General features: G+C 68.1%; 18 protein-coding genes and 1 tRNA gene. 8 read left to right on the top strand and 11 right to left on the bottom strand.

Annotated elements, in window-relative coordinates; all coding sequences use genetic code 11:
* The first annotated feature begins 43 nt into the window (after positions 1-43).
* The 4 genes from gltJ (at position 44) to AC6JA9_RS28650 (ending at position 5,235) form a co-directional block, all read left to right on the top strand.
* Entirely contained in the window at positions 44-2,158 is a 2,115-nt protein-coding gene (gene gltJ / locus AC6JA9_RS28665) for an adventurous gliding motility protein GltJ (protein ID WP_426745718.1), read from the top strand.
* 247 nt (positions 2,159-2,405) lie between these two features.
* Positions 2,406-3,329, top strand: coding sequence for a hypothetical protein (locus AC6JA9_RS28660; protein WP_223745738.1), 924 nt, complete (start codon positions 2,406-2,408; stop codon positions 3,327-3,329).
* A 194-nt stretch (positions 3,330-3,523) separates the two neighbouring features.
* Entirely contained in the window at positions 3,524-4,021 is a 498-nt protein-coding gene (locus tag AC6JA9_RS28655) for a toxin-antitoxin system YwqK family antitoxin (protein ID WP_223745739.1), read from the top strand.
* Positions 4,022-4,131: 110 nt separating this feature from the next.
* Positions 4,132-5,235, top strand: a complete 1,104-nt coding sequence (locus AC6JA9_RS28650; protein ID WP_223745740.1) for a TIGR04552 family protein — start codon at positions 4,132-4,134, stop codon at positions 5,233-5,235.
* 43 nt (positions 5,236-5,278) lie between these two features.
* Here AC6JA9_RS28650 and AC6JA9_RS28645 read toward each other — a convergent pair whose 3' ends face one another.
* The 4 genes from AC6JA9_RS28645 to AC6JA9_RS28630 all read right to left on the bottom strand — a co-directional run bounded on the left by AC6JA9_RS28645 (position 5,279) and on the right by AC6JA9_RS28630 (position 11,891).
* A complete protein-coding gene (locus tag AC6JA9_RS28645; protein WP_497958141.1) occupies positions 5,279-7,450 on the bottom strand; it encodes an Ig-like domain-containing protein in 2,172 nt (723 codons plus the stop codon).
* 200 nt (positions 7,451-7,650) lie between these two features.
* The gene (gene ffh / locus AC6JA9_RS28640) at positions 7,651-9,300 is read right to left on the bottom strand and encodes a signal recognition particle protein (RefSeq protein ID WP_223745742.1); all 1,650 of its coding nucleotides are present in this window, start codon (positions 9,298-9,300) and stop codon (positions 7,651-7,653) included.
* Between the two features lie 230 nt (positions 9,301-9,530).
* Positions 9,531-10,187, bottom strand: coding sequence for a condensation domain-containing protein (locus AC6JA9_RS28635; RefSeq protein WP_223745743.1), 657 nt, complete (start codon positions 10,185-10,187; stop codon positions 9,531-9,533).
* A gap of 129 nt (positions 10,188-10,316) precedes the next feature.
* Positions 10,317-11,891, bottom strand: a complete 1,575-nt coding sequence (locus AC6JA9_RS28630; protein ID WP_483578311.1) for an amino acid adenylation domain-containing protein — start codon at positions 11,889-11,891, stop codon at positions 10,317-10,319.
* 388 nt (positions 11,892-12,279) lie between these two features.
* Here AC6JA9_RS28630 and AC6JA9_RS28625 point away from each other — a divergent pair.
* A tRNA-Leu gene (locus AC6JA9_RS28625) sits at positions 12,280-12,365 on the top strand.
* Positions 12,366-12,468: 103 nt separating this feature from the next.
* Here AC6JA9_RS28625 and AC6JA9_RS28620 read toward each other — a convergent pair.
* A complete protein-coding gene (locus AC6JA9_RS28620) occupies positions 12,469-13,101 on the bottom strand; it encodes a hypothetical protein (protein ID WP_223745745.1) in 633 nt (210 codons plus the stop codon).
* A 180-nt stretch (positions 13,102-13,281) separates the two neighbouring features.
* Between AC6JA9_RS28620 and AC6JA9_RS28615 the strand changes: the two genes are divergently transcribed.
* A complete protein-coding gene (locus tag AC6JA9_RS28615) occupies positions 13,282-13,953 on the top strand; it encodes a carbonic anhydrase (RefSeq protein WP_141323624.1) in 672 nt (223 codons plus the stop codon).
* A gap of 16 nt (positions 13,954-13,969) precedes the next feature.
* Here AC6JA9_RS28615 and opgC read toward each other — a convergent pair whose 3' ends face one another.
* Both opgC and AC6JA9_RS28605 read right to left on the bottom strand, forming a co-directional pair.
* Complete coding sequence (gene opgC / locus AC6JA9_RS28610) at positions 13,970-15,061, bottom strand: OpgC domain-containing protein (RefSeq protein ID WP_497958140.1); 1,092 nt, start codon at positions 15,059-15,061, stop codon at positions 13,970-13,972.
* Between the two features lie 13 nt (positions 15,062-15,074).
* A complete protein-coding gene (locus AC6JA9_RS28605; RefSeq protein ID WP_497958139.1) occupies positions 15,075-17,060 on the bottom strand; it encodes a CotH kinase family protein in 1,986 nt (661 codons plus the stop codon).
* A 182-nt stretch (positions 17,061-17,242) separates the two neighbouring features.
* Between AC6JA9_RS28605 and AC6JA9_RS28600 the strand changes: the two genes are divergently transcribed.
* Positions 17,243-17,548 (top strand): hypothetical protein, encoded by a 306-nt coding sequence (locus tag AC6JA9_RS28600; protein ID WP_223745748.1) that lies wholly within the window; start codon positions 17,243-17,245, stop codon positions 17,546-17,548.
* Positions 17,549-17,597: 49 nt separating this feature from the next.
* Here the strand turns inward: AC6JA9_RS28600 and AC6JA9_RS28595 are convergent, their stop codons facing one another.
* Positions 17,598-19,577: a S8 family serine peptidase gene (locus tag AC6JA9_RS28595; RefSeq protein ID WP_497958138.1), complete on the bottom strand. Its 1,980-nt coding sequence runs from the start codon at positions 19,575-19,577 to the stop codon at positions 17,598-17,600.
* A gap of 236 nt (positions 19,578-19,813) precedes the next feature.
* On the opposite strand from AC6JA9_RS28595, the gene AC6JA9_RS28590 reads away from it, so the two are divergent.
* Positions 19,814-21,133, top strand: coding sequence for a ferritin-like domain-containing protein (locus tag AC6JA9_RS28590; protein WP_223745750.1), 1,320 nt, complete (start codon positions 19,814-19,816; stop codon positions 21,131-21,133).
* A gap of 339 nt (positions 21,134-21,472) precedes the next feature.
* Here the strand turns inward: AC6JA9_RS28590 and AC6JA9_RS28585 are convergent, their stop codons facing one another.
* From AC6JA9_RS28585 to thiD, 3 genes are all read right to left on the bottom strand, one after another.
* A complete protein-coding gene (locus AC6JA9_RS28585) occupies positions 21,473-22,741 on the bottom strand; it encodes an RNA polymerase sigma factor (RefSeq protein WP_483578306.1) in 1,269 nt (422 codons plus the stop codon).
* 24 nt (positions 22,742-22,765) lie between these two features.
* Complete coding sequence (locus tag AC6JA9_RS28580; RefSeq protein ID WP_141323632.1) at positions 22,766-23,128, bottom strand: YciI family protein; 363 nt, start codon at positions 23,126-23,128, stop codon at positions 22,766-22,768.
* Between the two features lie 118 nt (positions 23,129-23,246).
* Positions 23,247-24,068, bottom strand: a complete 822-nt coding sequence (gene thiD, locus AC6JA9_RS28575; protein ID WP_223745752.1) for a bifunctional hydroxymethylpyrimidine kinase/phosphomethylpyrimidine kinase — start codon at positions 24,066-24,068, stop codon at positions 23,247-23,249.
* Positions 24,069-24,093 lie beyond the last annotated feature (25 nt).

Here is a 24,093-nt window from a genome sequence, read left to right as displayed (position 1 = left end):
TCCGACGGGATTTCTCCCGTCATTTCCGAGGCTTGCGGAAAAGATGCGTTTCGTCTGTGACAGCTGCCGCGCGCAGTACATGATCAGCGACGACAAGGTTGGCCCGAAGGGGGTCAAGGTTCGTTGCAAGAAGTGCGGCCACACCATCACCGTGCGCCCGGCGGGCGCCGCGGCGGGGAAGGATTCCCCGTCCGAGCCCGCGTCCACCTCTTCTCCCGCTCCCGAGAGCGCGAGCACCCAGGGCAAGGAGGCCGATTCGTCCTCCTCCGCCTCGCTGCCCGCGACGCTCGGGACCCCGCCCGAGGGAGGCCTCTTCACGGACGTGGAAGAGGACGAAATCGGCGCGGTCTTCGACCAGGTCCTCAGCTCCGGCACGCACAAGATTCCGGCGGGTGAAGCCGCCGGAGAGGCCGCCGCGCGCGATGCCACCACGGAGTCGGTGCGCAAGCTGGCCGAGGCCGAGGACGAGCCCGACAAGGAGGAGCCGAAGCCCGCGGCCACCTCTCACGAGTGGTACGTGGCCATCGACGAGAAGCAGGTCGGGCCGCTCACCGTGGAGAAGGTGAAGGACGCGTGGGACCGTGGCGAGGTGGGGCCCGACAGCCTGTGCTGGCGTTCGGGTTTCAGCGATTGGATTCCGTTGTCGGAGACGGCGGAGCTGGCGTCGGTGCTGGCGCCGCGTCCGTCGAAGCCGACCATCGTCGCGCCCGAGCCCGTGTCGGGCTCGACGCCCACGGTGCAGCCGGGGCCCGTGCAGTCCGCGTTCAGCGCGGGCAAGCCGAAGGGCGACTCGGTGGTGCTGGCGTCCTCCTCCGAGGAGCCGGTGGGGTGGAAGCCGTCGGCCGCCAGCGTGCTCGCCTCGCTCGTGAAGGAGGAGAACGACGCGCTGTCCAAGCCGCCTCCGACGCCCGCGCCCTCGCTGGGGCGTGAGCCGGTGTCGCAGTCTCGCCTGCTCGACGTGCCGATGCCGCCTCCGGAGCCGGTGTCGTCCCCGTCGCTGATGGGCGCGGGGCCGGCGATGGCCGCTCAGATGGCGCCTCCGCAGGCGTCGCATGCCTATCCGCAGCAGCCCTATGGCCAGCCGGCGCAGATGCCGTATGGGCAGCCGCAGGGGCACTATGCGCAGCCTGTCCCGGCGCCGTATGCGCCTCCCGCGGGCTACCCTCCGGCCTATGCACAGGGTGGGGGGGCGCCTTCTGGCGGAGGCAAGGGCCGGGTGGGGTTGATCGTCGGCATCGTCGTGGGCGTGCTGGGGCTCGGTGGTGGAGCCTGGGCGCTGGCGTCGAAGGGCGGCACTCCCGAGGCTCCGCCCACCCAGCAGCCTGTCGCCGCGGCCACGCCGCCGGCGGCTGCTCCGCCCGTGGTGACGCCTCCTCCCGTCGCGGCGGCACCTGTCGCCGCACCGCCGCAGACGCCGCCCGTCGTGGCCACGGCGCCCGGAGCGCCGACGCAGCCTCCTGCTCCTGAGACAGCGGCCGCGGCGAACCCCGCCGTGGCCGCCGCGGGAGCGCCCACGACGCCTCCCACGACCGCGCCCGTGGCGACGCCGCCTCCCGTGGCCGCGCAGCCCGTGGCGGGGCAGGTTCCCGCGACGCCGCCGGCGGATGCGGTGAAGCAGCCGCTGGACAACGCGGTGGCGAAGGTCGAGCGGACGACGACGCCTCGGCGTGCCTCCGGCTCCTCGTCTTCTTCGTCTTCTCGCCGGGAGGACACCGAGGAGCGTCCCGTGGCGCGCGCGGAGAAGCCGTCCTCGAGCGATGGTGATGACGACTTCGACGAGCTGTTCGGCACGAAGAAGTCGAAGCCCGAGCCGAAGGCGTCGGAGAATCGTCCCACGGCCTACATCCCTCCCGAGCCGGGCGGGGGCGGGGTGCGAGACACCCTTCAGCGTTCCGACATCATGGAGGTGGTGCTGAACAACAAGCCCGCCATCGTGAAGTGCGTGAACGAGCAGAAGAAGAAGGACCCGATGCTCAGCGGCAAGCTGGTGATGCGGTGGACCATCCAGACGAGCGGCAAGACGTCGAACGTCACCTGCAAGTCGGATGAGTACCGCAGCACGTACATGGCGACCTGCATCACCGGGCTCATCAAGAGCTGGGCGTTCCCGAAGCACAAGAAGCAGGGGGAGCCCATCGACTTCCCGTTCACCTTCTGAGCGGGAGAGGAAGAGTCTGGGTCCTTGGCGACATGTGTGTCACGCCAGGGTCCCATGTGAGTGTTCGCTTTCGTGAGGGCTGAATTTCCGCGGGAGCGACGCGTCCGTGGGCGTGTCGACACTCGTTGACACGTCACGACGGGCGGGACTAAAGCCGAACCGCTTGTATGGACGTCGGGGCCTGACTTCAGTGGCCGGAGGCCCCCCAGCAGACGATTCCAAGCAGATCCACGGAGGGATTCCCAACATGCAGCTTCGTAAGATGATGCTCGTGCTCTCGGCACTCGGCGCGATGAGCGGTTTGATGGCGGGTTGTGGCGACGACGACCCGAGTGGCACGACGTGCTCCGGCAACGACGACTGCGCTGAGAATGAAATCTGTCACCCGGACGCGAGCGTCTGTGTTCTGACGTGTACGACGAGCAACGACTGTCCCGCTTCCGCGAAGACCTGCGCGGAGCTGGGTGGGACGAGCTCCCAGTCCGACACGCTGATCTGCCAGTGCTCCACCGACGCGCTGTGCAATGGCGGCTCGGACGGCACGTCGAGCGACCTGGTCTGCTCGAACCTGGACAACGTCTGCGTCCCGGCGTGCGACTCGAACGATGACTGCGGCTCCGGCCGCGTGTGTGACACGGCCTCCGGTCAGTGCGAGGAGGACGACACGGGTCCGACCACCTGCTCGGGTGAGGGACAGTCCACGTGTCTCTACGGTGATTACTGCTCCAGCAGCACCTGCACCGCAGTTCCGGCGCCTACGTGCGCGAACTTCGACCCTGCGCAGGGTGGCAAGCAGCCCGTGTGGACGATTTCGAGCTCGGGGCCGATCATCTTCAGCATCACCAAGCAGTCCTGGGCGCCGGACACCAACTCCATGCCCTGGTGTGGCGCTGCGGACACCGTCAAGGTCCAGGTGAAGGCCTACCAGCCGGCCAACAGCAACAACAAGTTCCCGGATCAGCGGTCCGGTCTTCAGAACCTGCTCTACGTCAAGGTCAACGGCACCGAGGAAAATGGCGTCAACCTGATCCGCCCCTCGGAGTACGCCACCAGCCAGAACGGGAAGGTCGCGACCTTCACGATGAACTTCTGCCCGGGCGCCATCAACACGCTGTCCATCGGTCTCTACTTCCGGGACGGCAACGAGATCTGCGGCGTCATCCAGAAGTAGCTCGCAGCCTCGTTGCAGTCAGCTGAAAGCTGTTTGTAGCGCAAGAGCCCCATCCCATGACCCGGGGTGGGGCTCGTTGTTTTGGGCCGGAACGCAGTTGGTGGCGAATGCCGCCATGAATAAGAGAAGATTTCCTGCGTTGAGATAGGTGGTGGCGCTGCTCGTCCGGCGTCCTTCCGCGAAGGAGAGATGAGATGGCTTATCGTCACGTGGTCCTGGCTATTGCAGTGGTTTCCGCGCCTGCCCTTGCGGGAGACGCCTCGGCGGGTCAGGGGGTTCGTCTCGAATGCCCGGCCGGGACCACTCAGAAAGGAAGCAAGCCCACGAAGGACCTGGGGGTTTTCTGCATCAAGACCGGAGGAAGTTCGGACCTGGACAAGGTCGTCCGTCATGGTCCCTACGTCGACTTCTGGGCCAATGGGCAGAAGCAGTCCGAAGGGCAGTTCAAGGACAACCTGCGGACTGGGCGCTGGACGTTCTACGACGCGAATGGTGTCAAGACCGGCGAGACCGAGTTCGAGCGCAATGACTACCATGGCAAGCGCGTCGAATACTTCGCCAACGGCACGAAGAAGCTGGAGCAGGCGTGGGTGAAGGGACTTCAGGACGGTCTTGAGGTCGTCTACGCGGAGGATGGCCGGACGGTTTCGCAGGCCCGATTCGCGGCCGGCAAGCCGGTTTCCGACCGGTAGTCCCGGAACATCAATCTCCGTCTTGCCCCCTCCCTGTTGGTTGGGGAGGGGGAGGGCCAGCTCCCCTCAGGGCTTTCCCGCGTCGAACGACTCGGATAGGAAGCTCAGTCGTGAAGGCCCCCTTGCTCTCCCTCGTCCTTCCAGAGATCCCCGTCCGCACAGTGGCGGAGATGGGCTTGCGCGAGCTTGAGCGCATTCGTCTCATCCTGCGGGGTGGCTCGGTCATCGATTGGCGTCGGATGCACTTCCAGACGCGAGACGAGGTCGACCGCTTCTTGCGACTTTGCCAACTGGATTTGTCCCAACCTCACGACGAGGCCTGGGCGCGAAGCGTGCTGGCCGAGTCGGTGGTCTATTTGCGGAAGACGTTCAACTACCGTGTTGCCGACGCGGTAGCCCAACCGACAGAAATCCATGACCTGTTCCTTCTGGCCTCAGGGGCCAAAGGTGAGGTTCGGCATCGGCGGATCGCCTGTGTCGTACTCAAGGTGATGCATGTCATTCAGCACATCGAGGGGAGAGATCTGCTGTTCCGGCTTGCCATCTCCGAGGCTGAACTGGCGGAGTTGGTGACTGAGAGAGTCCAGGGGGTCGCACGTGAGATGCAGGCGAAAGGGTTGCCTGTTGTCGAATTCGCGCACTCCATCAAGACCCAAGACTCCTTGGTGACGAAGCTGCTGGCCAAGAAGGAGACGGTTGCGGCACAGGTCTATGATCGGACCCGTTTCCGGATTGTGACCCGTGCACGAGAAGACTTGTTACCGGTCCTCTACTATCTGACGCAGTGGTTGTTCCCGTTTCATCTCGTTGTTCCCGGGCAGACTGAAAACACACTGCTCCCCTTTCGCAGTGTCCTGGAGGAGAATCCTCACTTCGAGCAAGTCACCCATCGACTCCACCTCGATAAAGACTACGAAGCTCGTGAGGACAAGAGTGGCAACTCCTTCTCCGGAAACACCTATCGGGCGCTGAACTTCGTGGTGGACTTGCCAGTGCGTATGGACGCCCATCTCCCTGCTCCACACGAAGATACGCGTTCACGGAAGGGCCGGGTCATCATCTCCTTGGTCGAGTTCCAGATCGTCGACCAAGAGACCGCCCGATTGAATGAGCAGGGAGAGAATGCGCATGATGCCTACAAGCGCCGTCAGAAGAAGCGTGTGCTGAAGCGACTCAGCCAGGGGCTGGTTGTCCCAAAGCGCGACAACAGCTGAGTCGACGGAGGGCTGGGCGCGTTGAACGCCCAGCCCCACTGGCTCATTGGTTCTGCTGCGCGACGTAGACGTGCGTCCCAGTAGCTGTCGTTTCCAGCCAGGCAACCAGCGGACGGTTCTCTTTTCCGAGAGCCAGCACGGGTCGGCTACCCGGAGTGCTTGCGCCTGACTCCGCACTCAGTGCCGGGCCGAGCTGTGTCCAAGAGGACGTGCTTCGCTTGGCGACGAAAATCACTTGCTCCGGCTCGGCGAATCCACTCCAAGCCAGCAGCGGAGAGCCATCATCACCCATCGTGAGCGATGGAGCTTTGTTGTTGGTCGAGTGTGGGGTCACGAGCTCTGGAGATTGCCACGCACTGCCCTGCCACCGCGCGAAGAAGATGTTGGAGGATGCCCCAGCGCCCTTGAATTCGTCCCAGGCTACCAACGGTTCGCCAGCGCCATTGGTGGCAAGTGCTGCTTGGTCAGTGTAGGCGTCGGTAGGACTGGAGATGAGTGCGGTTCCAAATGGCTGTGAGTGGTTTTGGGTGACGGTGATAGCGCGAGTCCCGAGCGAGTCGACATAGCTGCTGTGGGCTGCGAAAATGGTGTTTCCCGCGCTGGTTATTGCCTTGAGATAGTTGTTGAGCCAGTCAGGGCCAAGAAACAGCTGTGCCTGCGTCCAGGTCTGCTGATTGGCTGTGAGGATGTAGGCTTTGGACTCGTAATATGCGGTGACGTAATAGACCTGGGCATAGACAGTGATCGCTCCCGATGCGTCCACCGCGAGCTTGGGGATGGTCGTTTCGGTGCCGGAATCATTCGGGAAGGGAGGAGGCGTGAGGGATTGCCACAACGTTCCCGACCAGGCCATGACTTGAATGGGCGGGACACCTGCTTTCCCAACAGCTTCATCCCAAGCGATGATGATCCTCCCTGAGTTGTCGATCGCAAGGTCCGGACGCTCTGCGTGGGCACCTGGTGCGGAGTGCACTCGAAGAGGTCCTCCGAGTCGTTGCCATTCTTGTCCGGTCCATCGCATCACATGGATGTTCTTGCTCGTCCCATCCGACTCCGACCAGGCAATGACGGGCAGCCCATCCGTTCCCACCTTCATCACCACGTTCTCCGCGGGCGTGTTCCCAGGAGACGCGCTGATGGCGCCTCCCATGGGCAGCCAGAAGGGGACCGCGAAGGACCACGAACCACCCGTGGTGAGGATGTTGCCCGCCTCGTCGGTGATGGGCTGCTCCGCCGTCCCAAGTCGCACGCTCACCGCCGTGGACGCGGCGAGTGACGCAGCCGGGGTCAACGTCAGGGTCCGTCCATCCGCCGACAGCTCCAGGGCGACAGGAATGGGCACGCCGCCATCCCCGATGAGTCCCACGTTCGAAGTGCTCACGGTCGCCGCCTTCACGGCCTCGCTGAACCCCACCTCGACGCGGGTCCGGGCGCTCACCTGGGTGGCCCCGTGTGCCGGCTGCCTGCTCGCGATGCTCGGCGCCGTCCGGTCCACCACCACGGTCCTCGCGACACTCGCGAACGTCGAGCCCGTTCTCGTCGCCTTGGCCACCAACGTGAACTCCCCCTCGGCCTCGCTCGTCGTATCCCAGGAGTACGTGTAGGGCGGCGCGGTCCACGTGGTCAGCACCGTGTCTCCCTTCATCAGCTCGACCTTCTCGGCTTGTCCCCCCTGCACCGCGACCTCGACCGACAGTCCTCCATTCGTGGCGCTGTACGACGCTGAAGGCGCAACCCAGGAGACCGCCAGGTCCCCCAGGGGAACGATGGTGAGCGAGACGCTCCGGTCTCGATGGAGCGCTCCTGAGATTCCACGCACCGTGAGTGTCACGGGGCCGGGCGCAACCTGCTCGGAAACACTGATGCTCAAGCTCGAGACCGTGCTCGCGCCGGGAATCGTGACCGAGGGCGCGGTGATGCCTCCCGGTGGACTCACCAACATCACCGAGACACTCCCATTGAAGCCATTCTTGCGGACGAGCGAGACCTGGAAGCTCCTCGTGGCCCCCTGGAGAATCGAGTCCTCCGTGGGCATGACATTGAGCTCGAAGTCCCCAGCGGGCTGCTCGCCTCCGTCCGGGAGACTTCCTGCGTCAGGAGGAGGCTGCCCCGCATCAGGGATGTCCTCCGGCCCCGCGACGTCCGGGACATCGATACAGGCGGACAGCAGGAAGACGGCGAAGAGGGGGACGGACAGGCGAAGTCGGTTCGTCATGAAGGTCTGCTGTGCAGGGAGTGTTCCAGTCCAGACACCTACCATGACACGCCCTCGGCCCGGCCGAGGCCCGCGGTGCCCCGTCCCGCCCCCGGGCTTCCGTCCCAGACCCTGGACCCCAGACAAGCGAAAGCCCGCGCCCCCGGACGTCTCCGGGTGACACGGGCTTCGTGCTCACGGGCCAGCGGAAGCCTGACCGCCTACCGCTTCTTGCGGTTCTTCTTCTTGTTCTCCTTCTCCCGCTTGCGGCGCTCCTTGATGGCATCCCGGTCCTCGCCCTTGGCGCCGGCGGCGGACGGCGGGGCGTAGCCCATCAACCGAGCCTTCGCCATGGCGGCCTGGCCCATGGGGGGCGTGTAGCCCGGAGCCACCTGCGGCAGCTGCATGGGCAACCCCATGCCCGGCATCCCGCCGCTCATCATCTTCTCCATCATCTTCGGGTCCCCACCGAACATGCTGGAGAGGTCCATGTTCCGCATCTGCGACAGCTGACCCAGCTGCTTGAAGCCGGGGATGCGACCCAGGAGCCCCGGGTTCTGGCCAATCGTCCCCATCACCTGCTGCATCATCCCGAACTTCTGCAGCAGCTCCCGCACGTCCTCGGGCTTGCGACCACTGCCCTTCGCGATGCGGTTCACCCGGCTGGCGTTGATGAGGTCCGGACGCAGGCGCTCCTTCACCGTCATCGAGTCGTACATCGACTCGATCTTGGTGAGCTCCTTCTCGTCCGGGTTCAGGTGCTCCGTCATCTCGCCGAAGAGCGGGAACTTCTCCAGCAGGTCCTTGAGCGGACCCATCTTCCGCACCATGCGGATCTGCTCGACGAAGTCCTTCATCGAGAACTGGCCGGACAACAGCTTGCGCGCGTCCTCCTCGGCCTTCTTCTCGTCGACGACCTTCTCGAAGTCCTTCATCAGGCCGACGATGTCGCCGAACCCGAGGATGCGGCCGGCGAGGCCCTCCGGACGGAACTCCTCCAGCTTGTCCATCGACTCGCCCATGCCGAGGAACTTGATGGGCTTGCCGGTGACTTCCTTGATGGACAGCGCCGCGCCACCACGCGCGTCACCGTCCAGCTTGGTCAGGATGAAGCCATCCAGGGTCAGACGACGGTCGAACTCGGCCGCCGTGCGCACGGCGTCCTGACCAATCATCGCGTCGCACACCAGCAGGATGTTGTCCGGGTGCACGTTCGACTTGATGGACTCCAGCTCCGACATCAGCGCCTCGTCGATGGCGAGACGACCGGCGGTGTCGATGAGCACCACGTCGCACTTCTGCTCGCGAGCGGCGGCATAGCCCCGCTTCGCCAGCTCGGGAGGCTGCACCCCGGGCTCGTGGTAGACGGGCACCTTGAGCCGCTCGCCCAGGACCTTGAGCTGGTCCACGGCGGCCGGACGGTAGATATCCGCGGCCACGAGCAGCGGCTTGCGGCCCTGCTGGAGCAGCCGGTTGGCGAGCTTGCCCGTGGTCGTCGTCTTACCCGAGCCCTGCAGACCCACCATCATGATGCCGGACAGCTGACCCTTGGGCTTGAGGTTCAGCCCCGTGTCCACCGGCCCCATCAGCGCCTCGAGCTCGTCGTGGCAGATCTTGATGAAGTGGTCCATCGGGCTGACCTTGCGCTTCTGGCCCGAGGCATCGGTGATGGTGGTCTGGACGAGCTCTCCCACGGCCTTCTCGCGGACGCGGGCGACGAACTTCTTCACCACGTCGAAGGCCACGTCGGCCTCGAGGAGCGAGACGCGGATGTCGCGGAGCGACTCGTCGACCAGCTCCGGGGTGAGCTCGCTCTTGCCGGCGAGGCGGTTCTTGGCGGCGCGGAAGCCCTTGGTGACGGTCTCAAGCATGGGGGGCGCTTTATAACAGGGGGGAGGTGGGATGCGACCTTGGAGCGCATCCCAGGCGTCGAAGAGTGAAGAGCCGACCCCCGGGCCCGTCTGGCCCGGGCCGAGGCCCTGGATTCATCAACGCTCCCAAGGGGTTGGCGCATCCCCCAGGGCCCGGCGGGTGGCTTTCGGGCCCGGGCCCCAGCCTGCCCGGGCCCCGGTCGAGCGGAGGCCCCGGGGCTGTCCTCCGCTCAACGGACCTGTTCGAGGTCCTCGAGGATCCTTCCCCTGTGCGCGGCATCGGCCATGCCCAGGGCCGCGAGCACGTCCTCGGCGGCGAGGGGCGCACCGCGAGGTCCTCGCCGCGCGGGCGCCGGAAGGTCATCCCCGCGTGGGCCGCGCCTGAAGTCGTTCGCGGACGGCCGGGGACTCGGCTCCACGGGCGACAGGATGGGCGCGGGCCACCCTCTGCGGTACGCGGCATACAGCTCCGCGAGCTCCCACAGCAGCACCTCCAGGGGCCGGATGTCGATGAGGCTGGGGTGGAATTCGAGCCGGAGCACGTGCTCGCTCACGTCCAGGACGAACAGCGTCGCCTGGACGAGGGGCGCGCCCTGGCGGTCGACCGGACGCCGGGCCTCGTGGCGCAAGGCCTCGGCCAATCGTGCCTCTCGCACCGCCGAATAGGGCGTTCCATCGAGCAGGCTGATGGTGGGGAGGACGAAGACGCCGGGCACGGGGGGCGTGGACCACGGAGCGCCGTGGCGATGCTGCAGGGCCTCGAGCGCCAGACGCAGCGCGCGCCAGTCGAGCAGGCCGGACAGACGGAAGACGCGGGGCAGGTGGCATGTGCTCGCCGCGTCCACGTGTCCCGGTCGCTCGAAGTCCCGCCAGAGGTCCACGTGCATCGGGCGGGCTCCCGTCCGTCCCCGAGGCTCGGATGCCGAGTGTCCCACGCTCCCGTTCATGGCGACTCACTCCGATGTCCAGCTGGGCGAGGCCACGGGGCCAGGCCCGACGCGGTGGGACGAGACAGCTCAGGCGCGTTGGCGGGCGTCCTCCTGGATTCGGACGCGGTCCTTCTTCCCGGCGGTCGTCTTCGGCAGGGATTCGCAGGTGTCGATGCGAGTGGGGACCATGTAGGGCGGCAGGTAGTCCGCGCAGTGCTGTCGCAGGTCCTGGAGGCTGGCGCTCGCGTTGTCCTTGAGCACCACGAAGGCGCGCAGCTCCCCGCCCGCGAGCTCGTCCGGGAGCGTCAGCACGGCGCTCTCCTCGACCTCCGGGTGGCGCAGCAGCACCTCCTCCACGGCGGTCAGATCGATGTGGCGGCCCCGGACCTTGACCCGGTCATCGCGGCGGCCCAGGAAGCGCAGCACGCCTCCAGCCTCCCGGGTGACCCGATCCCCCGTCCGATAGGCCTTGGGGTGGCCTGGAATGGGGCCGAGCACCTTCCGGGTGTGCTCCTCCTGTCCCCAGTAACCGCTCATCAGCGTGGGGCCCGCCACGCACAGCTCGCCCTCCTCTCCGTCCGCCGCCCGCGCGCCGTCATCCCGGATGACGAAGACCTCGTCTCCGCAGCAGACCTTGCCGATGGGCAGGGGTTCGGGGCTCGCGAGGTCCGCGGGCGTGACGACGTGGTACGTGCAGACGTTCGTCTCGGTGGTGCCGTAGAGGTTGAGGTACCGCGGCCTGGGCAGGGTCAGCACTAGCTTGCGCAGGTACTTGTGTGGGAAGACCTCGCGGGTGAAGAGCACGGTGCGCAGGTGCGGGAAGGCATGCCGTGACAGCTCGCCTCGGGCCTCGAGCTGGGTGAGCACCGAGGGCACGGAGTGCCAGATGGCGATCTCCCTCTTCGCGATGAAGTCCGCCAGCTCCCGCGGAATCGCGGACAGCTCGATGGGCACCAGCACCAGCGTGGCGGCACCCTTGGCCGTGGCGAAGAGGTCGAAGACGGACGGGTCGAAGTGGAAGGGCGAGAGGCTGGAGACGCGGTCCGAGGAGCGCACGTTCGCAGTCTGGAAGGCCCACTCGACGAAGGCCTGCGCGGCGCGGTGGCTGTGCATGACCCCCTTGGGGTGTCCGGTGGCGCCGGAGGTGTAGAGGACATACGCCAGGTCCTCTGCCGTGGCGCGCGAGTCCTTCTCCAGGCGCGAGGTGGAGCGGGTGCGCACCTGCTCCCAGGTCAGGGTCGTCGGGAGGTTCTCCCCGGGAGGTGCTGATGTGGTGTTCGGCTGTCGCGTTCCCACCAGGATGATTCCGCGCAGGGTCTGCACCTGCTGGAGCGAGGCCTGCCAGGAGGGGGTGGTGAGGATGGCCGCGAGCGCGCAGTCCCTCGCGATGAACTTCAGGCGCCACTCCGGCGCGGAGGGGTCGATGGGGACGTAGGCCGCGCCGGCCTTGAGGATGCCGAAAAGGCCCACCACGGCCTCGAGCGACTTGGTCAGGTGGAGCCCCACGCGCGCGCCCCGGCCGATGCCGAGCTCCTGGAGCGTGCGGGCCACCTGGTTCGCGCCCGCGTCGAGCTCCTCATAGGAGATGGCTCGCTCGCCGTCGATGACCGCTGTCCGTCGAGGGGCCGCTCGCGCGCTGTCTTCAAGGTACTGAAACAACATGGATGTGATTCTCCTCAGGGGCCCAAGGCGTGGGTCACGAGTTCTCGGTGGAGCACGGAGCGCGAGTCGGGGGGCTCACGAAAGGCATACACGCCGGGCGCGGGGGCCTGGACGGCGTCCGCTCGGAGGCGCGAACGGGGCGACGTGCTCATGGGCGGCGTTCTCCCCTGTCGTTCCAATGGGACCCGCGCAGAATGCGCGGTGCCACCGGAGATGTCGTTCGTCCCGGGGTCGTGCCCGTGAGGCGCCTTCAGGACAGTGAAAGCCGGGCGCCCTCGGAGTCCGAGAGGCGGGCGCGCTGGGGCAGACGAGGGAGGGGGAGGCCCGGGCGTGGGGCCTCGGAATGGTGTTGAGCAGTGGGCAGGGTGATTGGTAGGACAGGGGGCCTGCACGAATGGCGGAACTGGCAGACGCAGCGGACTTAAAATCCGCTGACTCGCAAGGGTCGTCCGGGTTCGATTCCCGGTTCGTGCAATATCGTGAGTCCGTCAGGGAGGATGCTCGCCTCCCTGACGGCGCGCTGCTGCCACGGCGGCACGAGACGGGTTCCGCTCAGTGCCCTGATCATCCCGAGGGTTTACGGATTCGGCGTCCAGCAGCGGAAGCTCTGTTCAACGAAGTTCGAGACGTAGGTGTTGGCGTCGAGGACGCGGAAGCGGATGTACTTGTAGTAATACCGTCCGCCCGGGTAGAGGCCGAACTTGCAAGGCTCGCTGAAGGTGGTGGTGCCATTGCGCCAGGGCCAGTTGCCTGGAGCGGGATCGACGTCGAGGTTGTGCGCCCTTTGCCATTGGTAGGTATAGGGCGTCACTCCGCCGCTCGCGCTCGCTGTGCACTCGATTCGCTCGGTCTCGTCCATCCATTCGCAATTCATGGTCGCCGTGGGAGGAGGAATCTCGAGCGTGGTGTCCGTCCCATCCGCCCGGGCTTCCGGCGCAATGCCAGGACACTCCCCACCGTCAGTTTCGATGAAGTACGGGCTCCTTTGCCCCGTGCGCACGGGTGTCCTTCCACAGATGCACCGCTCCGTGCCGACCGATGTGGTGAGGGTTGCATCGCTGTAATACCTGATGAAGTACTCCGACAGGCAGATGAGGAGCGGGGCCTCCTGTGAAGCCATATCGGGTTGCGCTTCCGTGTCGGCATCATCCACACCACAGCCGAACTGGAAGCCAAGGACTGCAAGGCCCAGGGTCAACAGGGTACGCATGGTTCCTCCCAACGCGATTGACGCTTCGTGTGCTGCCTGTCGATGATGCCACGGCCGTTGCGTGTGCATTCATGGTGGAGAGGCTTTTTCGCGCAGGCCGGTGGAAATGTTCACCGTCACCCGCGTGGCACACGCAATGGGGTTGTCGGAGGCGCTGCTCCTGGTGAAGGCTGCGCCTTCATGGAGAAACTCATCCCGGGACTGCATCACTTCCAGACCGAGGTCTTCCGCTCCAAGCAAGACCTCTATTCGAAGCTCGCGGAGGCGCAGAACCCCGAGGTCCTCTTCATCACCTGCTCCGACTCTCGCGTCCTCCCCAACGAGGTGACGGGCGCCGGGCCCGGCGAGCTGTTCATCATCCGCAACGCCGGCAACATCGTCCCGCCCTACAGCACCGCCAACAACGGCACCGCGGCCACCATCGAGTACGCCGTCGCCGCCCTCAAGGTCCGCCACATCATCGTCTGCGGACACACCCGCTGCGGCGCCATGCACGGTCTGCTCAAGCCCCAGCTCCTCGACAAGCTCCCCCAGATGGCCCAGTGGCTGCGCCACGCGGAGTCCACCCGGCGCATCGTCGAGGCCAGCTACGCCCACCTGAGCGGAGATGCCCTCCTCGATGCGGCCGTCGGTGAGAACGTCCTCGTGCAGCTCGAGAACCTGCGCTCCCATCCCACGGTCGCCGAGGCCCTCGCGAACCGCGCGCTCAACCTCTACGCCTGGGTCTACCAGCTCGAGGACGGCTGCGTGCACGCCTACGAGCCGAGCCAGGGGCAGTTCACCCCCGTCGTCGCCACGGACGGAGACTCCCTCCGCGCCCGGGGCCGCTTCGGCCTTCGCCAGGTGCTCTGACTCGGTCGCGCCCGGCTCAGCCCGTGAGGGGCGCCGCGCGCCTTTGGTGATGCAGCGCCACCACCACCATCCCGGCGAACGTCACCACCAGCACGGCGACCTCCTCCAGGCTGTCCAGCGGCGCCTCGCTCTCGTTGATGAGCGCGAGGCTCAACAGACACAACACCAGATGGGCGCTGAAGACGGGCAGGGACGCGCTGCCCAACAGCTCCAGCACCCTCGGCCGCAGCCAGCGATACACGAGCGGCGCACCCCGGTCCGCGAGCAGCGCCAGCGCCAGGAAGTTCACCAGCCGCAGCGGCGCCAGCGTCCACTTGTCGAGCAGCACGGGCCAGCTCGTGAACAGCTGGAACCCTGGCACCTCGTACCGCGCGAGCAGGAACACGACGACCACTCCCCACGCCAACACCCACTGGAGGCGCGGCGGCGGCGCGGGGCTCCCGGCGGCCCGCGCCCTGAGGCTCCCCCGCCACACGCCGAGCACCCAGAGGAACTGCCAGGCGAACAAGTCGAACGCCCCGGAGTGGTCCACCTTCATCGGCAGCCAGGACACGGACCCCAACGTGCCGTACAGCTCCCGCTTGAGCCCCAGCTGCGCCCACAGCCACACCAGCGCGCTGAGGCACACCACCTTCCCCCAGCCCGCATGGCGCGCCGCGGTCAGCACGAAGGGCGACAGGAACAGCAGCACGACGTAGAGCGGGAGGATGTCCAGCAGCGGCGGGCAATACAGCAACACCAGGCTGCTCAGCAGCGCCGTGAGCGGCTCCTGGTGGAAGAAGTCGAGCAGGTTGAGCACCGCGGGGCGGTGCGTGAGCCAGCCCACCGCGCCGATGAAGGTGAAGGCGAAGCAGAGCAGCCCGACGTGGTGCGCGTAGACCTTGAGGGCTCTGCGCCGCAGCCCGCGCCACAGCTTCCCCGGCGCGTCCCACGCCTTCACATGCGTGCCCCCCACCAGGAACGCCGACAGGAACACGAACCCCTCGGCCGCGGAGACGAAGCCGAACGGCTGGCTGGTGTACGCGTTGAGCCGCGTGGGCAGGTGCGTCAGCGTCATCAGGACGAGCAGCAACCCCCGCAGGGCATCCAGGTCGGGTCGACGCGGCATGAGGAAGACGGGCTCAGGGCGCGCCCAGCTCCTCCCGCAGATGACGCTGGAGCGCCTCGGGCCGACGACGCGCGCACTCGCGCATCCACTCCACCTCCGCTTGCCACGACTCCACCGAGGCCGGGTAACCCCACCGCGCGACGTGCTCGGCCATCTCGGGTGCAAGTCGCGCCGCGGCCTCGTCGAGCAGGGCCAGCACCCGCTCCGGCGCGAAGGTGTTCTCCAGGTGCCACTGGAAGCGCGAGACGAACAGACCCTTGAAGTCCGGCGACTTCATCAAGCTCCGGAACAGCACGACGAAGGACTCGCCGAGCCGCTCGTCGCGCAGCAGCCGGCCGAGTGAGTTGGCCTCGGGACCTCCGATGAAGGCCGCGTCCAAGTCGTGGAGCAGCCAGCGCCACCGCCCATCCCCGGGCCCCGTGTCGCCGGAGGTCTCCCCACCGCGCAGGCGCCAGAACTTCACGTTGTTGTCCGGCCAGTCCTCGTTGCCGAAGTAGACCTCCGCGATGTGGTAGTCGATGAAGTCCTCCACATCGATGCGCGCCGCGACGTACGCGGAGTGCTCGGGGACGGAGAGGTCGTGCTCGCGCACGTAGGCGAGCAGCTCCTGGTAGGGCAGCACGTCCGCGTCCTCGCCCGTGTCGAGGATGCCGTCGGCCTCCAGGATGACGATGTCCTTGCGCTTCAGCCCGTGGTGCGTGGCCAGGTAGTACTCGTCATACCGCTCGCGCAGCTCGTGCAGTCCCCAGTACTCGCCATCCAGGAACACCAGCGTGGGCTGACAGGCCTGCAGCGCCAGGGACGTCTCGCGCAGCAAGCCCTGGAGCGCGCAGTCGCGCAGCTTGGAGCCCACCTGGTCCTGCCCCGAGGTGCGCACGATGAGCCGCTTGAACTCGCGCAGCGGATGGTCCGGGAACACGTCCGCCTGGAACAGCTCCGGGCCGTACTCCTCCTTCGCGTACAGCCGGAGGCTCTTCTGCGGCATCGCCGCGCTGCCCGCGCCGTGGATGCGCACGCCCGCGTTCTGCGCGAACACCGTCGCGCCCACGGCGTCGAACCACTCGACGTGGACCGGGCGCTCCCAGTCCTTGCCGTCCTGCATGTAGTTGCCCGTGCCCCAGCCCTCCATGGGCCCCGGCGTCTCGGCGTAGACGCGGCCCGGCACGTAGATGCCCTGCTCGTCACCGAAGAAGTTCGCCGCGTCCGTCGCCAACGACAACACCGGCAACGTGTACGCGCGCGGCTGTCCGATGAGGTACGTGCGCGCCTGTCCCGCGTCCACCGGCGTCTCGCCCGCGAACTGCCGCACGCGCACCACCGTCGCGAGCGTGGAGGGCGCGGTGGGCGGCTTCCAGCGCCAGGGCTCCGGTGACTCGGCGGGATTCGTCGGGATGAGGCTGAGCGGCGCGGGCTGCCCGCGTCGGTTGAGCAGCACCAACGGCGCCGTGTAGACGGGAGACGTCGGGCCCGGCGTGGAGCCATCCAGCGTGTAGCGCGTCGTCGTGTCCGGGGACGTGGGGAGCGTCAGGAGCGCCTCGGCCGCGTACAGGCTGTCCTGCGTGCCGAAGCCCAGCCGCTGGAACTCCAGGCGCGTGCGCACCTCCGTCCCGCTGTCGTGATAGGCGACGACCTCCAGCGACTCGCTCTCGTGGCCCGGCTGCCACGGGATGCTCCACCGTCCGTCCTCGAGCACCGCCAGCCCGAGCAGGATGGAGCCCTCGTAGACCTCCACGCGCACGACGCCCGCGTCCATCTGGAAGCCGCCACGCAGCACGTGCTGCTCGTTGTCCATGGCGTCGATGGTGACGACCGGTGACGCCGTCTCCTCCTCCACCCCGGGCCCGGAGCCCTTGTCGGACGGCGTGCTCTCGCAGGCGGTGAGCGCGATGAACAGCGCGGCGAGTGCCCCGGAGCGCCTCGGCTTCGGGAAGACGAACGGGACTCGCTCGGAGGCCACGACGGGGCCCCCCGCGACTTCGGGACGAGACGGGTGATTCATGGATGAGACACGAAGGGGTGGACCCTGGGGGACGTGGGACCCGGGGTTGCCAGCAATCCTCGTGCCTCAAACTATCTCCCTGAATTCAGGGAAGCAGTGTCGGGAGAGCGTGGCAGTGTGCCACGCTGGGGGTTGCGGAATGCCATGGCTGTTGCGCACCCGAGCGAGGGAGCCCACCTGCGATGACCGGACCCCGACTTCGGCACTGCGCGACGTGTGGGCGCGCCCTGAACCCACGCGAGGTGTACTACCGCTTCAAGCTGGTCCTCGAGGGCGAGCAGGACGTGCTGGAGTCCGCCGAGGCGTCGGAGGACGGTGAGCAGGACGCGCTCGCGGCGCTGGTGCGGCGACTGGAAGAGGGGCCCGAGGATGCTCGCGAGCTCGAGGACCAGGTGCACTGGGAGCGGGCGGGCGTGGTGTGTGGCGGATGTCGCGCGGTGGCGGTGCGGATGCTCGACGAGAGCACGGACTCGACGCGCCCCCATTGAGAGACGGCGGCGCGCCGCCGGGTGACGGCGCGCCGGGTCGTGGCCTGCTTCAGCGACGCGAGGGCGCCACGGGGAAGACGAGGTCGTCGTGGTCCGTCCACTCGCTCGCGACGCAGCTTGCCCCGGTGGGATTGTCACCGATGACGCCGCGAATCGCCTGGAGCCCACCCTCCGGCAGCGTGAAGGTGACGGACAGCGCATTCTCTCCCGTCACCTCGACCGGGAGCGTGGCCACGTGGGTCCACTGGGGATGGCGTGCGTCGGGTGCGTGGAAGAGGTTCACGCGCTCGAAGAAGGGGAGGAAGCCGATGACGTTCGCGGTGAGCGTCACGGGCCTGCCGGCGGTGAGCGGGCCCCCATCCTGGCTGGCGACGCGCAGGCCTTCCAGCGATGGCGTGACACCGTAGGTGCCGCTGTTGCCATCGGCGCAGCTTCCGTCGAGCGTGTTGGGGGCATGGAGCTCCGGCCCCACGCTCCCCATTCCGCGAACCAGCATGCCCGTGTCGCATGCTGACGCGAGGGTGGTGCAGCGGGGCGCCAGGAGCGTCGCATCGAAGTCCGCGACGTCCGGGTTGCGCACCGTCACCTTCACCGGCGTGGCGCGCCAGGCTCCGAGCGCGGTGTCGTAGGCGCGGACCTCCAGCGTGGTGGGGCCGTTCAGCTCCTCGCGCGTGTCCCAGTCCAGCTCGAAGGGGAGGGTGGTGTCGCTGGCGCGCAGGAGGCCGTTGACCCAGAGGTCCACGCGGCGCACCGCCACGTCATCCCAGGCGAGCACGCGCACGCGCGAGGTGCCTCGCACGGTGCTCCAGGGGAACGGCGTCATCACCTGCGCCCAGGGACGGTGATGGTCTCCCGTCACGTGTCGGAAGCCCGCCTGGAGCAGCAGGTTGGGGGAGCCTGGGCCGGCCTCATTCACACGCCCCGCCACGGCGGCGCCCGCGAGCGCGTCCATCACCTGCGTCGCCGTGGCGCGGGGATGGGTCTCCAGGTAGAGCGCGGCGGCGCCGGCGACGTGTGGTGTGGCCATGGAGGTGCCGGAGCGGACCTCGGTCGCCGTGTCGTCCGGGAGGTCGGCGGAGAGGACGTCCTCGCCCGGCGCGAACAGGTCGATGCAGCGGCCGTAGTTCGAGAACGACGCCCGCGTGTCCGTCAGCCGGGTGGCGCCCACCGTGAGGGCTTCCGCCGCGCGGCCCGGAGAGTAGTCGCACGCATCGACGCTGCGGTTGCCCGCGGCCACGACGACGGTGACTCCGGCGGCCACGGCGTTGCGGACCGCCTGGTCCAGGGCCTCGGAGACCTCCAGGCTGAGACTCAGGTTGGCGACCGCGGGGGCCTGGTGATGGGCGGTGACCCAGTCGATGCCGGCGATGATGCCCGACACCGTGCCCTCGCCTTCGCAGTCGATGATGCGCACGGAGTGCAGCGTCGCGGCGCGCGCCACGCCCCAGGTGGAGCCTCCGAGGGTTGCCGCCACGTGCGTGCCGTGACCGTGGCAGTCCTCCGCACCACCCTCAGGGTCCAGCACGTCGAAGCCCTCGCCCAGGCGTCCCTGGAACTCGGCGTGCGTGGAGCGGATGCCGGTGTCGAGGACATACGCGTGGACGCCCGCGCCGCTCAGCGCGGGACGGTAGTGGCCGTCGAGCGGCAGGTCCTCCTGGTCCACGCGGTCCAGTCCCCACGCCGCTGTCTGCGACGTGGCGAGCGGGCGCACCCGGGCGTCCTGTTCGATGAAGGCCACGCGCTCATCGGCGCGCAGCGATTCGAGGCGTGTCGGGTCGAGCTCCGTGGTGAAGCCCTGGAGCGCGTGCTCATAGGCGCGCAGCACCGTCGCGCCGTGCGCCTTGGCGAGGTTCGCGACGTACTCGCGAGGCTTCTGTTGCCCGTGGGCCTTCGTGTGGGCCTGGGGGCGGAGCACGACGATGTATCGGTTCGGGATGGGCTGCTGGCGCGAGGCCTCGCGTGAGGTGGGCTCGGTGCAACCGGTGAGGGTGAGGAGACAGAGCAGCGGGATGAAGCGGAGTTTCCACATGGGGTGTGTGGCCTGCGATGTGCCGCCTCTTTCGAGGACAGCGTCTGGGTGAGCCCGCTTGGACGCCGGGGGCTCGGAGGTTGATCAATTCGAGACACCGCGCCCCTCAGGTTTCTGAGTGCGCTCGCGGAAAACACCGGAGACGCTTCGGATTGTCACCGCGGCTTCTCGAATGAGACGCTGCTGGCACCGCCATTGCTGTCGGCAGTGAGGTCGTACCCAGAGAGGAGTGTTGCTTGAACTCGAATCAACTGCGCCGGCTCTTCGCCCGTGCGCTGAGTGCATCCCTGGCGTCGCCCCTGGTGCTCACCGGTTGTGGCGACGGGGGGATTTCCCTGGAGGGGTTCTCGGCGCCCCCCTGTGACAACGGTCGCGTGTCGCTCCAGGGGCTGGCCCCCGCGAGCCCGACGGACTTCATCGAGCTGCGAATCGTGACGGACCTGGAGAGCTCGCCGCGGCAGCAGCGTCTGGCGTCCGTCGGGACGGCGTGCGAGACCGCCACGCAGCCCGCGGTGTGCAACGCGGAGCTGGACGCGCTGGCCTCCGAGGACGGGTTCCGCTCCCGCTGCGAGGTGGGCTGCTATGCGTACTATCTGGTGACGACGCGAGGAGATTCGGTCGAGGCGCACACGTCCCGCAACGCGCTCGCGGCCCTGCTGGGCAGCATCGACACCCCGACGGAGGCGCTGCTCCAGGTCTTCGCGGAGGACTACAACGTGAGCTGCACCGAGCTGAAGCATGGCGCGGTGAAGACGAACGCCGATGGGACCTTCAGCGTCATCGCCACCAAGGGGTTCGCGTGTGGCGAGGGGACGGCGCTGACGCAGTACCTGCTGGTGGTCAAGCCCTCCGGCGAGGTGGTCGAGAAGCGCACGCACGTCCTGGAGCGCGGCGACAAGGGGTGCTCGGTGGGGCGCAGGCCCGCGGGGCTTCGCTCGGATGGAACGGTGGACTGCGTGGATGAGCTGGGACAGCACTTCGCGCTCATCACCCACCTGGAGGAGGCCTCCATCACCGCCTTCCTACGGCTGCGCGAGGAGCTGGCGCTGCATGGCGCGGCCGTCGAGCTGCAACAGGCGGCGCTGCGCAGCGCGCTGGATGAGGTGGCGCATACGCAGGTGTGCGGCAGCCTGGCGCGGCGACATGGGGTGACGCCGGAGCGCGCGGTGGTGGCGCCGCTGGCTCCCCGGCCGCTGTTCGAGGTGGCGCTGGACAACGCGGTGGAGGGCTGCGTGCGCGAGACGTATGGCGCGCTGCTGGCGCATCACCAGGCGCTGCACGCGGAGGACGCGGAGGTGCGCGAGGCGATGGTGCGCATCGCTGAGGACGAGACGCGGCATGCGGACCTGTCGTGGGCCGTGGACCGCTGGGCGGAGGAGAAGCTCTCGCCCGAGGAGCGCGAGACGGTGCGCGCGGCACGTCAGCGGGCCGTGGAGGCGCTGCGCGCCGAGGTCTCCGCGCCGACCGATGAGGCGGTCTTGCGTGCGCTGGGATTGCCTCCGCCGGAGGTCGCTCTCGCGATGGTGGAGGTGCTCTCCCGCGAGCTGTGGAACTGAGGCGCGGGGCCGTGCATGCCGGGACGCCTGGGTTGACGTAGGCGTTTCGGTGCTTCGACGGGAGGCTCGGCTCGGGGCCGGCGTGCCCTCCGGCAGAATCCAAGGATTGGCGTGCCGCAGAGCCACGTCTCACGGTGACCGTGGTCCCTACCCCAAGGTCCGCTGTCCCCCCGATGGTCGATGCGGCGCCGCCTGCGAAGTCATCATCGGCGCGGTGTCGCGCCCAGGGTGGGGCCGTCCACTTGCCGCGACTCCTCGGCGCGGTGTCGCGTCCTCTCGGCGGCCGACTGCCGGCGCGGGGCGTGGGTGCATTCCTCGTCGAGTGACTCCGTGACGCGCTCAGGTCGGCGGCACTTCCGCGAGCACCTCCCGCAGTCGCTCCTCGAGGAAGCGGCGCTCTGGCTCCGTGCGCACCAGGGCGAGCGCGCGACAGTAGGCCGCCACGGCTTCGTCCCTGCGCCCCAGCCTGCGCAGCAGCTCCGCGCGGGCCGCGGGCAGCAGGTGGTGCTCGGTGAGTCGTCCGGACGACTCCAGGTCGTCGACCAACACCAGCCCCTGTGCCGGGCCCTTCGCCATCGCCACCGCCGCCGCGCGGTTGAGTTCCACCACCGGACCCGGTGTCAGCTTCGCCAGCCGCTCATAGAGCGCGGCGATCTGCTCCCAATCCGTGTCCTCCGGCCGCTTCGCCTGTGCATGCAGCGCCGCGATGGCCGCCTGCACCGTGTACGGACCGAAGGCTCGCAGGGACAACGCGGTGTCGAGCAGGGACAGGCCCTCCGCGATGTTCGCCGCGTCCCATCGCCCGCGGTCCTGCCGGTCCAACAGGACCAGTCCACCATCCTCGGCCACCCGCACGTGGCGCCGGGAATGGTGGAGCAGCATCATCGCCAGCAGCGAGGTGGCCTCGGGATGGCGGGGCAACAGGTCGCACGTCAGCCGGGCCAGCCGCAGCGCCTCCTCGCACAGGTCCACGCGCACCAGCTCCGTGCCCTGCGTCGCGGAGTGCCCCTCCGAGAAGAGCAGGTAGATGGCATGCAGGACGCCCCGGGTGCGCTCCCCCAACGCGTCAGGCTCCGGGATGACATACGGAATGCGCGCGTCTCGAATCTTGCGCTGCGCGCGCACCAGCCGCTGCGCCATCGTCGCCGGCGGCACGAGGAACGCTCTCGCCACCTCCTCGGTCGTCAGCCCACACAGCGTGCGCAGCGCCAACGCCACCTGGACGTCCACGGCGAGGGCCGGGTGGCAGCACGTGAAGAGCAGTCGCAGCGAGTCGTCCGGATGCGCCTCCCAGTCCTCACCCCGCGGCGTGGCGGCCAGCTCCTGCTCCAGCCTCGCCACCACCTCTAACGCATCCACCCGGGCGCCGAGGCGCACGCCCCGGCGCACCCGGTCCACCGCCTTGTTGCGCGCGGCCCGCAGGAGCCACGCGCGAGGCTCCCGCGGAATCCCCTCGCGCGGCCACTGCTGGAGCGCCGCCTCGAAGGACTCCTGCACCACCTCCTCCGCCGAGGCGAAGTCTCCCCCCATCGCGCCGATGAGCATGGCCACGATGCGGCCATGCTCGGCGCGATAGGTCTGCTCGACGATGGACCGCACGTCCTCCATGGACGACCCGCTCCGACTCCGGCCTCAGCCCATGACGTCGGAGTAGTCCATCACAGGGCGTATCTCCACGCAGCCCGACCTCGCGGCGGGGATGCGTGAGGCCAGGGCAATCGCCTCGTCCAGATCCTTCGCCTCCACCAGGAAGAAGCCGCCCAGCTGCTCGCGCGTCTCCGCGAACGGCCCGTCCGTCGTCAGCCGCTTGCCGTCCCGCACGCGCACCGTGGTGGCCGTGGACGTCGGCTGCAGCGCCTCGCCCGCGATGTTGTTCCCGCTCTTCTCGATGGACTCACTGAAGGCCGCGTACTCCTCCAGCACCTTCTGGGCCTCCTCCTGCGGCAGCGCGTCCCAGGCCTTCTCGTTCTCGAACAGCATCAGCAGGTACTTCATGGGTCCATCCTCACGGTGACGAAGGGGAGTGAAGCCTCCCGCCTTGGGTCGAACAGGCCGGCGGGAAATCGACCGCCCATTTCCCAAGGGATTTTCCGCCCCATTTCCACCCGGCCCCTCAGGAGGGCTCGAGCGGGGAGAAGTGGCTGAAGGGACCATGCCCCTGCCCCAGGGGGAGCGGGTGCTCCAGGGCCGAGGTGACGAAGGTCTTGGCGCGTCGGGTGGCCTCGAAGGGCGCCTGCCCCAGCGCCATCCACGCGGCGATGGCCGCGGACAGGGTGCACCCCGTGCCGTGCGTGTTGTGCGTCTTCACCGAGCGCAGGAACAACGTCTCCATCCGCTCCCCGTCGAACCAGACGTCCAGGCCGCGCAGCTCGCCCGACATGCCGCCGCCCTTGACCAGCACCGCCCGCGGGCCGAGCTGGTGGATGCGCCGGGCCGCCTCCTTCATGTCCTCGAGCGTCTGCAGGTCCATCCCGGAGAGCAGCTGCGCCTCGTGCCGGTTGGGCGTGACGACGTCCGCGAGCGGGAGCAGGTGCTCCTTGAGCGCACCGACGGCCGAGTCGTCGATGAGGCGCGCGCCGGCTCGGGACACCATGACGGGGTCCACCACGAGCGGGCCTGGCTTGAGCGCCTTCAGCCGCCACGCGACGACGGAGATGATCTCCGCGTTGACGAGCATGCCCGTCTTCACCGCGCCCACGCCCAGGTCGTCGATGACGGCGTCCACCTGCGCGGCCACGGAGGCGGCGGGGAGCACGTCGACCCTGGTGACGCCCCGGGTGTTCTGCGCGGTGACGGCCGTGAGCGCGGTGGTGCCGTGCACCCGGTGATACGAGAAGGTGTTCAGGTCCGCCTGGATGCCTGCGCCACCGCCACTGTCGGAGCCGGCGATGGTGAGCGCCGTCGGCACTCGCTTGGGAGTCTCCATGGGGCGCATGCTGCGCCGGCCCGCTCCAGGGAGC

The sequence above is a fragment of the Myxococcus sp. MH1 genome, assembly GCF_059738865.1.
Note: the sequence above shows the minus strand (reverse complement) of the source record. Positions and strands in the feature narration are given on the sequence as shown.

Bases quoted from the DNA above. Each gene is read 5' to 3' on its own strand.
- gltJ (WP_426745718.1), top strand. From the start codon at position 44: ATGCGTTTCGTCTGTGACAGCTGCCGCGCGCAGTACATGATCAGCGAC.
- AC6JA9_RS28660 (WP_223745738.1), top strand. From the start codon at position 2,406: ATGCAGCTTCGTAAGATGATGCTCGTGCTCTCGGCACTCGGCGCGATG.
- AC6JA9_RS28655 (WP_223745739.1), top strand. From the start codon at position 3,524: ATGGCTTATCGTCACGTGGTCCTGGCTATTGCAGTGGTTTCCGCGCCT.
- AC6JA9_RS28645 (WP_497958141.1), bottom strand. From the start codon at position 7,450: ATGACGAACCGACTTCGCCTGTCCGTCCCCCTCTTCGCCGTCTTCCTG.
- ffh (WP_223745742.1), bottom strand. From the start codon at position 9,300: ATGCTTGAGACCGTCACCAAGGGCTTCCGCGCCGCCAAGAACCGCCTC.
- AC6JA9_RS28635 (WP_223745743.1), bottom strand. From the start codon at position 10,187: ATGCACGTGGACCTCTGGCGGGACTTCGAGCGACCGGGACACGTGGAC.
- AC6JA9_RS28630 (WP_483578311.1), bottom strand. From the start codon at position 11,891: ATGTTGTTTCAGTACCTTGAAGACAGCGCGCGAGCGGCCCCTCGACGG.
- AC6JA9_RS28620 (WP_223745745.1), bottom strand. From the start codon at position 13,101: ATGCGTACCCTGTTGACCCTGGGCCTTGCAGTCCTTGGCTTCCAGTTC.
- AC6JA9_RS28615 (WP_141323624.1), top strand. From the start codon at position 13,282: ATGGAGAAACTCATCCCGGGACTGCATCACTTCCAGACCGAGGTCTTC.
- opgC (WP_497958140.1), bottom strand. From the start codon at position 15,061: ATGCCGCGTCGACCCGACCTGGATGCCCTGCGGGGGTTGCTGCTCGTC.
- AC6JA9_RS28605 (WP_497958139.1), bottom strand. From the start codon at position 17,060: ATGAATCACCCGTCTCGTCCCGAAGTCGCGGGGGGCCCCGTCGTGGCC.
- AC6JA9_RS28600 (WP_223745748.1), top strand. From the start codon at position 17,243: ATGACCGGACCCCGACTTCGGCACTGCGCGACGTGTGGGCGCGCCCTG.
- AC6JA9_RS28595 (WP_497958138.1), bottom strand. From the start codon at position 19,577: ATGTGGAAACTCCGCTTCATCCCGCTGCTCTGTCTCCTCACCCTCACC.
- AC6JA9_RS28585 (WP_483578306.1), bottom strand. From the start codon at position 22,741: ATGGAGGACGTGCGGTCCATCGTCGAGCAGACCTATCGCGCCGAGCAT.
- AC6JA9_RS28580 (WP_141323632.1), bottom strand. From the start codon at position 23,128: ATGAAGTACCTGCTGATGCTGTTCGAGAACGAGAAGGCCTGGGACGCG.
- thiD (WP_223745752.1), bottom strand. From the start codon at position 24,068: ATGCGCCCCATGGAGACTCCCAAGCGAGTGCCGACGGCGCTCACCATC.